Source organism: Roseburia sp. AM16-25, assembly GCF_003473825.1.
Classification (GTDB): Bacteria; Bacillota; Clostridia; order Lachnospirales; family Lachnospiraceae; genus Pararoseburia; species Pararoseburia lenta.
Genome location: NZ_QUCW01000002.1, coordinates 59,122 through 74,166, shown reverse-complemented (window position 1 = coordinate 74,166; position 15,045 = coordinate 59,122). Strand labels below are relative to the sequence as shown.

14 protein-coding genes are annotated in these 15,045 nt (G+C 44.1%); all 14 read right to left on the bottom strand.

Annotated elements, in window-relative coordinates:
- Positions 1–4 precede the first annotated feature (4 nt).
- The 14 genes from purN to DW183_RS04170 all read right to left on the bottom strand — a co-directional run bounded on the left by purN (position 5) and on the right by DW183_RS04170 (position 15,041).
- Positions 5–631, bottom strand: coding sequence for a phosphoribosylglycinamide formyltransferase (purN, locus tag DW183_RS04235; protein WP_118280776.1), 627 nt, complete (start codon positions 629–631; stop codon positions 5–7).
- Positions 625–1,650, bottom strand: a complete 1,026-nt coding sequence (gene purM / locus DW183_RS04230) for a phosphoribosylformylglycinamidine cyclo-ligase (protein ID WP_118280775.1) — start codon at positions 1,648–1,650, stop codon at positions 625–627. Before purM ends, purN begins: the two co-directional genes overlap by 7 nt.
- Before the next feature lie 134 nt (positions 1,651–1,784).
- Positions 1,785–2,294 carry a 5-(carboxyamino)imidazole ribonucleotide mutase gene (gene purE, locus DW183_RS04225; protein ID WP_118280774.1) on the bottom strand — a complete coding sequence of 170 codons (510 nt, stop codon included), beginning with the start codon at positions 2,292–2,294 and terminating at the stop codon, positions 1,785–1,787.
- 35 nt (positions 2,295–2,329) lie between these two features.
- Entirely contained in the window at positions 2,330–4,444 is a 2,115-nt protein-coding gene (locus DW183_RS04220) for an aminopeptidase (RefSeq protein WP_118280773.1), read from the bottom strand.
- 19 nt (positions 4,445–4,463) lie between these two features.
- Positions 4,464–4,790, bottom strand: coding sequence for a hypothetical protein (locus tag DW183_RS04215; protein ID WP_118280772.1), 327 nt, complete (start codon positions 4,788–4,790; stop codon positions 4,464–4,466).
- The gene (locus tag DW183_RS04210) at positions 4,780–5,220 is read right to left on the bottom strand and encodes a VanZ family protein (protein WP_118280771.1); all 441 of its coding nucleotides are present in this window, start codon (positions 5,218–5,220) and stop codon (positions 4,780–4,782) included. The genes DW183_RS04215 and DW183_RS04210 overlap by 11 nt, the downstream gene beginning before the upstream one ends.
- Positions 5,221–5,233: 13 nt before the next feature.
- The gene (pyrE, locus tag DW183_RS04205) at positions 5,234–5,920 is read right to left on the bottom strand and encodes an orotate phosphoribosyltransferase (protein ID WP_118280770.1); all 687 of its coding nucleotides are present in this window, start codon (positions 5,918–5,920) and stop codon (positions 5,234–5,236) included.
- Positions 5,921–6,107: 187 nt separating this feature from the next.
- On the bottom strand, positions 6,108–8,306 hold the full coding sequence (locus DW183_RS04200; RefSeq protein ID WP_118280769.1) for an InlB B-repeat-containing protein: 2,199 nt from the start codon (positions 8,304–8,306) through the stop codon (positions 6,108–6,110).
- Between the two features lie 64 nt (positions 8,307–8,370).
- Positions 8,371–9,204 carry an anti-sigma-I factor RsgI family protein gene (locus tag DW183_RS04195; protein WP_118280768.1) on the bottom strand — a complete coding sequence of 278 codons (834 nt, stop codon included), beginning with the start codon at positions 9,202–9,204 and terminating at the stop codon, positions 8,371–8,373.
- 105 nt (positions 9,205–9,309) lie between these two features.
- Positions 9,310–10,746, bottom strand: coding sequence for a helix-turn-helix transcriptional regulator (locus DW183_RS04190; RefSeq protein WP_118280767.1), 1,437 nt, complete (start codon positions 10,744–10,746; stop codon positions 9,310–9,312).
- A gap of 155 nt (positions 10,747–10,901) precedes the next feature.
- On the bottom strand, positions 10,902–11,636 hold the full coding sequence (locus DW183_RS04185; protein WP_118280766.1) for a M15 family metallopeptidase: 735 nt from the start codon (positions 11,634–11,636) through the stop codon (positions 10,902–10,904).
- A gap of 254 nt (positions 11,637–11,890) precedes the next feature.
- Entirely contained in the window at positions 11,891–13,039 is a 1,149-nt protein-coding gene (fucO, locus tag DW183_RS04180) for a lactaldehyde reductase (protein WP_118280765.1), read from the bottom strand.
- A 401-nt stretch (positions 13,040–13,440) separates the two neighbouring features.
- Positions 13,441–14,013, bottom strand: coding sequence for a GNAT family N-acetyltransferase (locus DW183_RS04175; RefSeq protein WP_118280764.1), 573 nt, complete (start codon positions 14,011–14,013; stop codon positions 13,441–13,443).
- Positions 14,013–15,041 (bottom strand): GGDEF domain-containing protein, encoded by a 1,029-nt coding sequence (locus DW183_RS04170; RefSeq protein ID WP_118280763.1) that lies wholly within the window; start codon positions 15,039–15,041, stop codon positions 14,013–14,015. The genes DW183_RS04175 and DW183_RS04170 overlap by 1 nt, the downstream gene beginning before the upstream one ends.
- Positions 15,042–15,045: the final 4 nt, after the last annotated feature.

The following is a 15,045-nucleotide window of genomic DNA, read 5'->3' as shown; positions in this document are numbered from 1 at the left end:
CTCCTTACTCCGCAATTCTAACTTTTCCATCTACCACGCTAACCTTGCCTCTTGCGATCAGATCGATCGCCTGCGGCATGATCTGCCATTCTGCCTCTTCCATCACACGACGCTGTAAAACTTCCGGTGTATCATCCTGCTGCACAACTACTGCCTTTTGTAAAATGATCGGTCCCGTATCTGTCCCCTCGTCCACAAAATGCACGGTCGCACCTGTCACCTTGACACCTCTGGCAAGCACACCCTCGTGCACTTTCAAGCCATAGTAGCCGGTTCCGCAAAAGGACGGAATGAGCGACGGATGGATATTGATGATACGATTGCGATATTTCTTTATCATGATCTCCGGGATCACGACCAAAAATCCGGCGAGTACGACCAGATCCACCTTGGCTGCATCCAGTTTTTCCAAAAATGCCGCATTAAAGGCATCCCTGTTCTCATAAGATTTCGGCGAAATACAGATACCCTCAATACCAGCCTTTTTCGCACGTTCCAAGGCATAGGCATTTGGATTGTTGCTGATGACCAGGGAGATCTCGGTATCATGGATCCGCCCTGCTTCTATCGCATCAATGATCGCCTGAAGATTGGTACCGCCACCGGACACACAAACTGCTAATTTTAACATAGATCTACACCCTTTTCACCATCAATGATCTTACCAACAACATATGGTCTATCCCCAGCAGAACGCATTGCTTCCATGGTCTTATCGACATCTGCCGGATCCACGGCAACGATCATGCCAAGTCCCATATTGTATGTATTATACATCATGTGTTCATCCACATTTCCTTTTTCTGCCATCAACTTAAAGATTGCCGGCACTTCATAGGAATTCTTCTCTACAACGGCACGCTTGCCTTCCGGCAGCATACGCGGGATATTCTCATAGAAGCCGCCGCCTGTGATATGGCTGCATGCCTTGACTGTCACACCTGCATCCTTAACCGCCTTTAATGCCTTGACATAGATTCTGGTAGGCGCAAGCAATGCCTCCCCCAGTGTTGTGCCAAGTTCGTCATAATAGGTATCCAAAGACTCTTTTGTCATGTCAAAGATCTTGCGCACCAGAGAAAATCCGTTGGAATGTACCCCGGTAGATGCCATACCGATCAGTACATCGCCATCCTTTAAATTCTCACCGGTAATGATGTCCTTCTTGTCTACGACACCAACGGCAAAACCTGCCAGATCATACTCATCTTCCGGCATAAGTCCCGGATGCTCTGCCGTCTCGCCGCCGACCAGAGCACAGCCGGACTGCTTACAGCCTTCGGCTACACCGCTGACGATGGTTGCGATCTTTTCCGGATAATTCTTGCCACAAGCAATGTAATCTAAGAAGAAAAGTGGCTCGCCACCTGCACATGCCACATCATTGACACACATGGCAACCGCATCAATACCGATGGTATCATGCTTGTCCATAAGAAATGCCAGTTTTACCTTGGTACCACATCCATCTGTACCGGAAAGAAGAACCGGTTCCTCCATATCCTTGATGGATGAAAGATCAAATGCACCGGAAAATCCGCCAAGACCGCCCAAAACTTCCGGTCTCATGGTCTCCTGCACATATTTTTTCATCAATTTGACAGATTCATAACCTGCCTCAATATCTACACCTGCTTTTTTGTAATCCATGCTTTTCACTACTCCTTTTGTGCTGTTATGAGTATCTCTGTTCCCATTATAAAACCTGTGTCTTAGAAATTCTAGTAATAAAAACTACTAGGATATATTAGTCATCCTAATATATCCTAGTCCCATGCATCTTATTATTTTTCCATATAAGCCTTGTAGCCCACTTCCTGTAAGCGCGCGTCTTTCTCTACGACCTGATCTTTCAGATCCTCGCTGTATTTCTTTAACCTCTCTAAGATCTCATCATCGCTGGTCGCTAAGATCTTGGCTGCCAAAATGCCCGCATTTGCCCCACCATTGATAGCGACGGTCGCAACCGGGATACCGCTTGGCATCTGCACGATAGAATACAAAGAATCCACACCGCCAAGATCAGATGTCTTCATTGGGATACCAATGACCGGCATTGGGAAAAGTGCTGCGCACATGCCCGGAAGATGTGCTGCCTTTCCGGCTCCCGCAATGATGACCTTAAAGCCTCTTGCCTCTGCCCCCTTCGCATATTCAAAGAACACATCCGGCTCTCTGTGTGCGGAAATGATCGTCATTTCATAATCGATCCCCAGTTGTTCCAAGACCTCTGCTGCCTTTGCCATGATCGGCATATCAGAGTCGCTGCCCATTACAATTCCTACTTTAGCCATTTTCTTTTCCTCCTTAAATTGTAAGTTTCTTCTATTTATCGTTCCAATTCGACGTTTAATTCCTCGGTTCCCGGCAGGACAAATCTGCCCTGTGAAAGAATGGTGATCTTTCTGCCATCCGCACATTCCACCACGATATCGCCCAACTCATCATAAGGGATGGTAATATCGGTATGGCAGTTAAAATATGCCTGGTCCGCGGTCTTTGGGTCCTTGCGGAGCCAAGATACGCTATTGTCTCTCGCTACAACTTCCTTACCGTCCGGGTTATACATCGGCACATCTTCCGCATGGGAATAACAGGTATCACCCACAGCAAAATGCGGTCCTGTCTTTTCCGCGATCAGGATCGGCAGTTTGTCCGCAATGTCATAATCTCTTGCCATGCGGTAAGCCGTCGTGTTAGTGCCGATCGCAAACTCGCCCAACGGCAGGGTCTTATGGTGATAAAGGACATTGTCCTGAATGTATTTTTTATTCTCTGCTTCCGTCTCAAAGTTGGCACAGTCATAGGCTGTGATCTTGCCGTCCGTAAATACGACCTCCAGATCTTTGTAACAGAGTTCTCCCAGATAGACCTGTGTCACATGCAGAACGCCATTGGTTCCTTCCAGAACCGGAGATGTAAAGACTTCCCCCACCGGAATATTGACATCGGCCACGCAGTTTTCAAAGATCGTCTCTTTTGCAGGATCCGCCAGCGGATGCAGCTGCACCCGGATATCTGTGTGATTGTCTCCACGTCCGGTCACATGTACGCTCTGTCCCTGATCCAGTGCGTCAATGATATGCTGCTGGATGGTCTGGTATTTTTCATAGTCTAAGGTGTTGAGTTCAACGGTCTTGGCAAAGATCTCCTCAAATTGATCGCCGATCGCCGGCAATGGATAGGCAATGATGGTAAAACTGTAGGATTCTCCCGGGATATAGGTGTTGGTGATCTTACCGGATTCCACAGCATTATATACGTTCAGAGAATTCTGCTTGTCGGAATACTTGGCATTTGCCTCCTTGTTGACCGGCGCAAATGGTTCTTCGCCAAAGACTTCCACAACCGCCGGACCGCCAAAGGTCAGTGCCTTGTCTTTTTCCTTTTCAAAGGTGTCACGCATGACTTCCAAGCGGCGTTCTACAAAGGATTTATCAAAATAATATGCCTTATCATCCTTGTGGTCATAATCATACTGACGGTTTGGCGATACACTGTAATAACCACGCTTGCCACCGCCCCTGCCGTAAAGTGAGATCGTCGCCTCACGCAGGATAGTCGTCTTTAAGCCCATGTCCGCAAACTGTGCCATGGCAGCCTTTACCATACGCTCCATGCCAAGCGGTGCCTCGATCTTGACCGTCTTTTTCGCATGGATATCCTTGCCAGCCATCTCAAAGCCCTTGCGATAGCCCTCCGTAAAGGTATGCGCCATAGCATCGATCTGATCTTGCGGCATCTTTCGCAGATAATCTGCCATCAAAAGTTCATTCTTACCGACCGGTGCACCGATGCGGTAAAGATAGGCATTGCCGGATAAGTCTGCTTCCTCGATCCATTTGGTAAAGAAATCATAGGATGAATCGATCATTGGCAGAATCGTATCCGGTACAAAACTTTCCGCATAGTCATGATAGAACCAGTAGATCGCATCCTTTACATTTCCTGCAATCCATTTCAAGGATTCCCCGGAGAATGCTCCTGTCTCTGTTCCCATCTCCTGCATTTCTTCCACAAAACAACCGTGGAGTTCTACAAAGAGTTCGTTCCAGATGCAGAGCAGGTCCAGCCTTTCTTCAAAGGCATCCGGTATGGTCGATAACAGATCTGCATAAAGCATGCTGAGCATACCGCCCAGTTCTGCTCCCAGCGTCTCCTCAGCATATTCCGGATTTAAATAAGAAGCCTCATAGACCGCCGGCTCCAATCTGCCATACAAGTCCGCGTGTATCTTTTGCCGTTCCTCTAAGGAAAGCCTCTCATAGGCGCCCTCTGCCACACAGACATATGTCTTTTTTACCAGCCCAAGAAACGCTGCCACTTCTTTAAAATAAGAAGCAAAGGGATCCGGCACCTCCGCATCTTCCTTTAACTGATCTACCCGCTCACTTACCAGAGCAAATCGTTCTTCATATTCTTCCTGTCGCTCTAATTGTCTCATTTTTCTACCCACCTGTCTTTTATCCAATCAGAATACCGATACAATATAAGATCACCCAGCATGCCGTCGCGATCGCCGGAACGACCACGCCAAGGATACGGGATATCTTTTCAAAATTATCATTGCGTGCCATATGCGCTCCTGTCACGCATGTCGCGATCGCCAGGATCATGGCAAGCACCGAGATACCGCCGATGATATTGGCACTGCTGCCATCTGTATTTGCTGCAATAAAAAGTGCCAGTACCAGGATCAAAAGCGATGCCGCCGCTCCCAATGCCGCACCTATGGATGGTGTAGATAAGGGTTTCTTTTGCCCACTATATCTTCTACTTCTACGATTCATGTCTATATTTCCTCCAAACCCGATAACACAGGAAGCCCAGCATACCGCCCAAGGTATTGAGTATCACGTCATCCACATCACAACAGCCCACGCGGCTGAACAACTGGATCACTTCTACCGTGATGGAAAACTCCATGGAAAAAAGTGTTGCCGCCCAGAGATCGATCGGTCGTCTGCTGATACAGGGCAGGAAAAATCCAAAAGGGGCAAAGCCTATGATATTGCCCAGCAGGTTCAAAAGTACCCGCCCGGTTCCAATCGTCTTGTGATATTGGATGTAACGCATGATCTCCCGAAAAGGGATCAGATTGTAGCGATACTCATCCACTGCATTTTCCCGAAATGCCTCTGCAAAAAGCAGAAAATATATCAATAGTCCCATATAGAGGATAAAAGGGATCACATACCGGATCTTATTTGTCTTGTTCATAAAATAACCATCTTTATCGCACGCCATACTGGTCATAGTATGCGTCGATAGCCGCTTTCATAGAATCGTCAATGACTATTTTACCCTGATGCTCATGATTATATAAGTGTTCTACCACTTCTGACATAGACACAATGGCATTGGTCGCAAAGCCGTAAGTCTCTGCCACTTCATCCAGGGCTGACTTGCTGTGGTCACCGGAGAGTCCGATCTCCTGACGATTTAAACTTACCATAAGACCTACGATCGTAACGTCACCCTGTGCGCGGACGATTGGAACGGTCTCTTCCATAGACTTACCAGACGTTGTTACATCTTCAATCATCACAACACGGTCGCCATCTTTGATTTTATAGCCCAAAAGAGAACCCATATCTGCACCATGATCTTTTGCTTCTTTACGGTTGGAGCAATATTTTACTTCTTTTCCATATAAACGATAGAAGGCTTCTGCCGTGATGACTGCCAGCGGAATACCCTTGTATGCCGGTCCAAACAGTACATCAAAATCCTCGCCATATGCATCGTGAATCGCGCGGGCATAATACTCACCCAGTCTCATCAGCTGTGAACCACTAACATATGCACCGGCATTCATAAAAAATGGAGACTTACGACCACTTTTCAATGTGAAATCGCCAAATTTTAAAACATCACTCTCTACCATAAACTCAATGAATTCCTTCTTGTAACTTTCCATATAATCAAGACCTCCTCTGATTCTTATTTTTCCTTTAAACCTTCCACAATTTTACTATAAACTCCCCCGCCTTGCAACCACAGGGATTTTCCCGAACATAAAAATGCAGACATCATCACAGGCAAAAAGAATGCCCCCACCATCACTTCTGCCGGTGGGAGCATTCTATCAAATCATCCTGTACTTTTTATTTAATTTTCTTTTTTACGAGCGTTACTGCCATGCATCCGCAAAGACCGGCACCTAAAAGCAGAAGCCATGCGATAGGTAATGAAGTATCGTTTGTCTTTGGCGATGTCGTTGCTGGGGTTGTTGTAGTTGCAGCCACATCTTCATATACCAATGCATAGGTGGAAAATCCATCCGTTGCAAATGTAAATTGTTTTGTATTCGCATCAAACGTTCCGTCAATTACCGTTGCTTTTCCATCATGAATACGAACCATGCGATAAACTCTCTTCACACTGGTATCTGTGTTAATAAATTTATCCGGGATTGTGATGGTTATACCGATTGCACTGCTTGGATCTGTGATATTCCGATCCGCCAAGCCTGCAATCTGAAGCAAAAGATTGATATCATATGTTTCTGCCATCTTATTCTTGCCAATGACACTTTCGATTAATTTTGCTTCTTTCTCTGTCAATGTCTTAACATTTACATTGAGCACAACATTTACATTTGCACCATTTGCAATCGCTTTCTTTTCTGCCGCGGTAAGACCAATCGCATCTAACAGTTCCTTTGTCGTCTGTGAAAATGTTGTCTGTGGTGCACCTGCGCCGGCATTAGCCTCAGTACTATAAACCGGTGTCTTACTCTTTTCTTTCTTTACAATAACGTAGGTAGAGAACTGATTGGTTGCAAAAGAGACAGTTCCGTTGATTGCTGTGGTATCAAGTGCTGTCAGCTTTCCATTGTGGTTTCTCACTACCGTATAATCATAATTGGCGTCATAATCCTTCAACGCCAAAGATAATGTGATTGGCTTTTCAAATTCCGTAATTCCGGTTTCCCAATTGGTGCCATTTCCTTTGCTGACAACCTGGTTCAAAGAAAGATCTACTGCCTCTGCTGCTACAGCATCGGAAACAAGCGCTGTGGCTGCTGCTGTGTTGTAATTCGTGTTATCAGATACCTTCAATTCCAGATTTCCGCTGTTTGTAGCATTTGCACCATTTGCAATTGCAGCATTTTTGACTGTATTTCCCGTTGTCACTACGGCATCTTCTGATTTTGTAAAAATACCTTTAAAGTGAACGCTTGTATCCGGCATGGTAAATGTGAACGTAGATACATCTTTTTGTGCCTCTAACGTAGCGCCGCCATTTAACTGAACTCCCGATAACTGGTAACCATAATCCGGTGTCAGCTTAATGGTAATCTTAGCACCAGGATCTGCTGCAAAGTGTCCGCCATCTTTGTTTCCTGCATTTGCTGCAAAATTGTCCGGATCCTTCGGAAGTTGTGCAACCGGTGTTCCGTTTACTGCAATAATTTCTGCTGTTCCATGCTCCAAATAAGCATCTTTGCCATAGCGTACATCGTCATACGCCCATGTGATCGTGTTGACCTTTTTATCAATCTGGATATGCTGTGAGCCAGAGCCATCCAAAACGAGCGGTGCATTTTCGCTAAAGCCCATGCCTGCTACATTTGGCATAAACTGTACCATATAGTTCGTATCGTATTTTACATAGAGAGAAACTTTTTTTACAGAATCCGCAAACTGATAACGACCGTCCTGTGATACGGTAACCATCTTACTCTTTATCAAATCGTTAATCTTCTGATAAGAGGTATCCTCATTCACCTTTACATAAATATTGTTGGCATCATTTCCTGCAGCAATCATTTCACCAAATTTATCTCTTGCATTACCTTCTAAGACAAATTCAATTCCCTGTGATACTGGAGGCTTAGGTGGCTGTGGTGGATTTTCTTCGCCGCCGGAACCACCCGCTGCAGAAGAAAATCCAATATGCTCAAACTGATACTTTCCATCTGCTTGCAGTTTCAATCCCTCATTTGACTTTAATGTTTCCAAATTTGTTTGCAATATGTCCTGTCCATTAATACGTAACGCCATATGCTGCCCCAAATTGGCATTTTTCTTAACAACAATTCGTACATTTGTTGCCGTTACATCCCCTGTTGTCGTTTGTGTATGCCAAGTATCTGCATCCCCATTTTTCCATTGCACCTCACCATGTGATATATCTGTACTTTCAAACGAAGCAAACGTCAGATTTCCCGTGTTTTCCGCCGTACTTCCTGCCGCTTCTCCTTCTGCCAATACTTTTTGTGCCGGAATCATCGTTACCGTCAAAAGCATTGCTAAGACCAGCGATAAAATTCCACGCATCCTTCCTTTTGTTTTTTTCATGTTGTCTTCCTCCTTTTGTCGTTTTTTATCTATGTATTGTTATTTTCTTGCATACCATCCCATTTTAAAGTGAACCGCTGCCACCACAGACAACGCACTTGAAACTGCCACCGCACACAGGACAATCCATCGCTGTTCCAACGCCACCGCAATGTGTACAGGTGTGTGTCTTTGCGCCACCACAAAAAGTACAGGTATTTCCATGATCCAGTCCACTGCCAAAGCAGTTACCACACTCCTCAATACCATCACCGCCACAGGCAGGACACGTCATACGACCACCATCACAATCCGGACAATCTCCCGTACCATTGCAGTTTGAACATGCTTGTTTGATCAATCCCGCTTCTCTTTGTGTCGTCCTGACTTCTTCACTCATATCCATCGCTGTCGTAACTGTGATATTCTGTTCTTTTGCCGCTTCCGTTACCATACGATCCATTTTTGTCTGTAATTCGGTAGCATTCAAATCGGTCGTACATTCTGTGATGGTAAGTGCTACCGTCTGGTCTTCTTTCATGTAGCCTTTTTCTGCTGCAATAGAAACCACAGTCTGTAATGTCTCGTCTAGTGTTTTCCCGGCAAACGATTTCTTGCCATATGCATCCTTTGCATCTGCATTCAGGCATTCCAATGCCACGACATTTTCATCTTCATCAAGATAAATATTAAATTCAGGATTAATTTTTACATGAATCACAGCCACATACTTCGCATTCTTTAATAGTGCTGCTACGTCATCTCCTGTTTCTTCCGGTTCATTTGTCTTTTCTGTTTTCTGATTTGTCGCACTCTTTTGTTCTTCCTGCTTTGCTTTTCCACATCCAAACATCATGGTAGAACATGCCAATACAAGGCAGAGTAAACAACAAAAAACTCCCACATTACGTCGTTGCATACGCTCACCCTCCAACAAAGTATTTACTACTTAATGATGGGTAAAATTCTAGCATATGCGGTCGTAATATGGGAGTTGACATATGTCTCAAATTGTCAAATTCCTTTACTTTTCCTGCATCCAGGCATAATAAAATTGGAGCAAACCAATTCTTGCCTTGGTATTTGTTTTCTCATTCATATTCGAAATATGGCGGTACAATGCTGCCCGCGAAATAGCAAGCTGCGTTGCCATCTCTGTCACATTATCTTCTGAATGAAGCATGCACGCAAGCACTTCCACTTCACGCGGTGTTAAGGAAAATTCCTGCGCAAAAAGTGCAAGCAATTCCTCCTCGCTTTTCTTATGTGTTTCTAATATCTTTTCTGTTTTTTCTGCTTCCTGCGATAAAATTGCATTTTCCTGTTTCCATCGCATTTGATCCCCATATCTCTGGTATACAAAAATCAAAACACTTGTAATGGCAAATAACACAAGTGCAATTACAATGGTGACATAACTTGGCGAATGTAAAAGTGCCAGTGACATTGAAGCCGTTCCCACCGCACACAGATTGTTGACAGCACGCCCCAGTCCAGCCCATAGTTTTCCCTCTTTCATTGCATACGAAAGACGCATAAAACTGCTGGCAAAATAAATGGAAAAGAAGCCGGCCGACAGATAAAATACAACCAATCCCAATAGAAATGGTCCACCGCACGTGATCACAACCACGCAAATCGTTGAAAGCATCATCACACAATACATGATGATGTTCTGGTAAGCACCTTTTTTGATATCATATAAAAATCCTGCAAGCAAACCACTGCATGCAAGTAAAAGCCTCGGCCATTGTCCAATATCCGCACCTCCACCAGCATGTACCAATGTCACCGCGTTATCTAATGTTGCAAAAATAAATGTCATGAGAGCGACAATAAAAATCAACAGCATGCCAGTCTTTCGTGCAACACCATCCGCTTCTATGAGCGGATGCGTTTCTCCTTGCGCACCGACCTGCTGTGCTTTTACCATAAACAAACCTTCCATAACAGCAAATGCCAAACATAAGAAAATCACCTGCACTGCTACGGATGAAATACAATTGTTATTGATAAACTGTAATAAAATCCCAAAGGCATAGGCACATCCTACCGTCCGTGCCAAATGCGATTTTTCTGTCTCATTTTCTGCCGCAAAAGTCTGCGCCACCAAATAATGCACACCACTTCCAAAATACCCAAGCAACAAGAATAAAAACATACCTGCGCGTAATGTATGTCCATAGCCGCTATGAATCTTGATAAAAAAGAACATCAGAATCACAGCAGCACTGCTCATGCTCCAAAACAGTTGCTTTATCTTTGCCGGTAACATTTTTTCCATTGGTGCATACAACAAAAATCCCAGCACACTACTCCCTAAGATATAGTTCTGTGCTAAGACCACACCATCTGCATCTGTCACAAAAGCCATCATATTATCAAAATAATATTCTGCACCAAGAAATACAAAGTAAAAAATCCCTAGCATTAAAATGGATCTCGCAGTACCTTTTCTCATATCTTTCTTCCTACCATTCAATAAGAGACAGCCACTTGGGCTGACTCTATCCTTATTTATACCCCCTATTTATTGAAACAACATGAAATCATTATAACGCAGTTTCCAAAGACACTAAAGGAATTTATTCTAAAGAAAAGTTTATAATTCATAAATTATGGTTTGAAATCGTACGCTTCGTAGGCTGTTGTATCGGAATAGTCCCACCATTCTCCCGCATAACCTACAAAACCACATTCTGTCATCACACGCTCCATCATTTTAGCGTTTCCTGCCGCTGTTTCCGGCACATCGCTGTAATCACGGTCTGCCTTGAGAGAAAAATCATCGAATGCCGTCGGCATTTCCACCTCATTTCCATCGAATGTAACAAGCGTCATGTCAATTGTCCCTCCAAGGTTATGTGCTTTCATACCATTGGCTGGGTTTGCAACATAACGTGGATTTGGACAGACCTGCCACAACTTTTCCTGTGCCGCAAACGGACGATAGGCATCCCATATTTTTATGTAATATCCCATAGCTTTGAATTTTTCCTGTGCCACTGCGAGTTTTTTTACTGTTCCATAGCGCAAATAGGCATCCTTAAAATCGTAGATGACCGTTCCCGTAAAATTATCTGCTGTGGCATACTTAAGATCCACCACAATATCCGGAATATAATCTGTAATTTTCACGAAGTCTGTATCTGCAGGTTCTGGTAACTGTTCTGGAAGTTGCTCTGCTTGCCGACTTTCCCTTTCTATTGATGTTTCTTTTTCCTGTTCGACCTTTTTCCCCTCTTTCCTTTGCACAGTTTGATATCTGCCATAGAAGATGACTCCTATCGTAAGACCAATCAGGACTACCACAAGAAACAGAAACACTCGTTTCTTTTTTTGCAAATTCATCTAACATCCTTCCACATGATCTGGGCCATTGCAGGCTCTTGTCACGTCATTGCTTGTCACATATTGATTATAATAGACCAATTCCACATCAGCAACCTAACAATAGAAATCGTCCACTTGTATGTGAAAAAACGTTTGCTAAACCCAAAACCGATTGGCTCTTTGTGAACCAATCGGGCTATAATTCCAAAAAAGTACACTCATCCTATACTAAGATGAGTGTACCCTTTGCGGTGTTACAAACTAGTTACAGACTAGAGAAGTGATTCATAAAGTTTTGTGATCTCCTCTACGCTTGTCTCTCTTGGGTTACCCGGTCTGCATGCATCATCATATGCTGACTGTGCCAGGAATGGAATATCTTCCCTCTTTACAATATCCTTTAAGTCTGCCGGGATACCAACATCTGCTGACAACTTCTTGACAGCATCAATAGCAGCCTTTCTGTACTCTTCCTGTGTCATATCGTCAACACCTTCTACCCCCATAGCGCGGGCAATCTCACGATACTTTTCGCCGGAAACCGGTGCATTGTACTCCATACCTGTTGGCAGGATAATAGCATTTGCCACACCATGTGGTGTATCGTAAAGTGCGCCCAAAGGATGCGCCATAGAGTGAACAATACCAAGACCTACATTAGAAAATCCCATACCGGCAACATACTGTCCCAAAGCCATATCTGCTCTGCCTTCCGGTGTGTTCTCAACAGCAGCACGGAGAGATCTTGAGATAATCTCGATTGCCTTTAAGTGGAACATATCGGACAACTCCCATGCGCCTGCTGTAATATATCCCTCGATCGCATGTGTCAGTGCATCCATACCGGTTGCAGCGGTAAGTCCCTTTGGCATACTTGCCATCATCTCAGGATCTACAAAGGCAACAACCGGAATATCCTTAGGGTCTACACATACCATCTTACGGTTTTTCTCTGCATCTGTGATAACATAGTTGATGGTAACCTCTGCTGCGGTTCCTGCAGTTGTTGGCACTGCAAAAATAGGAACACATTTATTCTTTGTAGGTGCAACGCCTTCAAGACTTACAACATCTGCGAATTCCGGGTTCTTAATGATGATACCGATTGCCTTCGCTGTATCCATGGAAGATCCGCCACCGATGGCAACGATATAATCAGCGCCGGATGCCTTGAATGCTTCCACACCGGTCTTTACATTCTCAACCGTTGGGTTTGGTTTGATGTTTGAGTAGAGTTCATAAGCGATCTTTGCCTCATCCAGTACGTCAAGCACTTTCTTGGTTACACCGAACTTTACCAGATCAGGATCTGAGCATACAAATGCTTTCTGAAATCCCCTTCCCAATGTTTCTGTTGCAATCTCTGCGATTGCTCCTGCACCATGATAAGATGTCTCGTTCAACACAAATCTGTTTGCCATAATAAAAAACCTCCTAATTTTGTTAAAATACCCAATTCTTCCGAACTGTCTTTTTCTACATTTTAACGCAATCCTAAGGTTTTACAAGTGAGTTTGATATTTTTTTGACAATAGACAAAAATGGTTTTCTTTTTTGCAAGAGAGGACACTTTTAGGAAAAGTAATCACAGTCTCCTTCTGCCCCTACTGCCTTCAAGGATTTCTTTTTTGGAGGCGCCTTGTCTCATCTGCTCGTATCTCTCTGCTTTCTTTTCTCTTATAAACATATTCCCAAAACCGTCCTTTCGATTGCTTCTCGATTTCCTCTATTAAATCACGTTCACTTTACCATAAATAGCAGGACAAAAAACGGACACAATCATGCGTCGATTGTGTCCCAAAAATTCCTATTCTATTCTCTTTCACTCCACAGTCCGGTAGGGCTTGATCTCTGTCATCCCCTTTTTATGTTCTCCTAAGAACTTTTCCAGTGTTGTCATGTGATACCAGCGGTCAAATTTATATCCGCTGTAATGCTGGGTTCCAGCAATGTGATAACCCATTTTCTGATGGAATTTCAGACTATCAAAGGTCAGGTAGTCATCTTCTGTCTCAGGCTCTGCGACCAGCGCGTAACAATTGACCACTCCCTGCTTTTTCAAAGCCGCTTCCAGTGCTTCATACAAAATACGACCCAATCCACCGCGCCTTGCTTCCTGATGGATATAAATAGACACCTCCACATCCCAGGCAAAAGCAGCTCTTTCATGATAGCGGTGGGCATAGGCATACCCAAGAATCTGACCATTACACTCAGCGACCAGATAGGGATACCACGCTTGAATACTACAGATCCGGTCAGTAAACTCTGCCACTGAAGGGACTTCTGTTTCAAAGGTGATCGCCGTATTCTTCACATAATAAGCATAAATTTCACACAAGGCCTCTGCATCCGAAACCCTAGCCTCTCGCACGCATATTTTCTTTTCATCCATCACATAATCACCTGATTTCCACCGTTGTATCTGGCAAGTTGTAACTTTTGCTCTGCTCTCTCAAACCAATCCTGCATCTCCATGCTATCTTCATAGACAGCCACGCCTCCGGACACCTGCAGTAAGCACTCCTCGGTCATATCCAACACCTGTATCTGCTGGATTTTTTCAAGCAAGTGGTCCAGTTTTTCTCTGCTTTCTGAAACATTTTTTCCGCCGATGGTAAATTCATTGCTATCCCATCTGGCGCAGGTGCAATCCGGCATCCGTCTCTGCATGCAATTTGCAATTTCGATCAGCGCCTGATCTGCCGCCACATGCCCATAGGTCTGACGGATCCACTCGTAATTATCCAGTTCCAATACAGCGATCCAACATTCTGTGGCATTCTCGCCTTTTATTGCTGCCCGGACGACATCCTGCATGCCATAGCGATCCAAAAGCCCGGTCATTGCATCTGTCTGTGCTAACTGACGCAAATTCTTTTCCATAGAATAAGAGTAGCGCGTCATGACATAGGCTAAAATGATCGGAATGACAAAGGCTAAGATCAAAATAGATAATTTTGTGTAAAAGTTTACCCATTCCGGCAAGACATAAACCGCCTTGTGATATCTGTCTATAAATTCAATGCAGATATAACTTATCATATATATTACACTGTAAAGGATCCCGTGCGCACTGCGTCCACGCAATTTCAGCGAGAAATAATCTGTATAGAAAAAGACGATTGGCATGCCAAGCAAAGTGATCTGTAGTCCACAATCCGTCCCCACAAAATAAGCTGCAAAGATCATGTGTACCATGACTTCGATCCCTACAATGCTGATAAACCAATCTATCTTTTCTTTTTGGATGATCCAGAAACTGATAATATAGATCAATACACTCAAAAAATTCAGGTTTCGCATTTCCACGACGTCTAAGGCATGGAAATAGAAAATAAACCATGTATGAATAATGAGCAGGGAAAAACTAAGGATGCGTGCAGACTGCATTGCTACTTTTTTATTAAAAAAACGATCCATACCC

Coding starts and splice junctions, on each gene's coding strand:
- purN (WP_118280776.1), bottom strand. CDS start 631: ATGTTAAAATTAGCAGTTTGTGTGTCCGGTGGCGGTACCAATCTTCAG.
- purM (WP_118280775.1), bottom strand. CDS start 1,650: ATGGATTACAAAAAAGCAGGTGTAGATATTGAGGCAGGTTATGAATCT.
- purE (WP_118280774.1), bottom strand. CDS start 2,294: ATGGCTAAAGTAGGAATTGTAATGGGCAGCGACTCTGATATGCCGATC.
- DW183_RS04220 (WP_118280773.1), bottom strand. CDS start 4,444: ATGAGACAATTAGAGCGACAGGAAGAATATGAAGAACGATTTGCTCTG.
- DW183_RS04215 (WP_118280772.1), bottom strand. CDS start 4,790: ATGAATCGTAGAAGTAGAAGATATAGTGGGCAAAAGAAACCCTTATCT.
- DW183_RS04210 (WP_118280771.1), bottom strand. CDS start 5,220: ATGAACAAGACAAATAAGATCCGGTATGTGATCCCTTTTATCCTCTAT.
- pyrE (WP_118280770.1), bottom strand. CDS start 5,920: ATGGAAAGTTACAAGAAGGAATTCATTGAGTTTATGGTAGAGAGTGAT.
- DW183_RS04200 (WP_118280769.1), bottom strand. CDS start 8,306: ATGAAAAAAACAAAAGGAAGGATGCGTGGAATTTTATCGCTGGTCTTA.
- DW183_RS04195 (WP_118280768.1), bottom strand. CDS start 9,204: ATGCAACGACGTAATGTGGGAGTTTTTTGTTGTTTACTCTGCCTTGTA.
- DW183_RS04190 (WP_118280767.1), bottom strand. CDS start 10,746: ATGAGAAAAGGTACTGCGAGATCCATTTTAATGCTAGGGATTTTTTAC.
- DW183_RS04185 (WP_118280766.1), bottom strand. CDS start 11,636: ATGAATTTGCAAAAAAAGAAACGAGTGTTTCTGTTTCTTGTGGTAGTC.
- fucO (WP_118280765.1), bottom strand. CDS start 13,039: ATGGCAAACAGATTTGTGTTGAACGAGACATCTTATCATGGTGCAGGA.
- DW183_RS04175 (WP_118280764.1), bottom strand. CDS start 14,013: ATGGATGAAAAGAAAATATGCGTGCGAGAGGCTAGGGTTTCGGATGCA.
- DW183_RS04170 (WP_118280763.1), bottom strand. CDS start 15,041: ATGGATCGTTTTTTTAATAAAAAAGTAGCAATGCAGTCTGCACGCATC.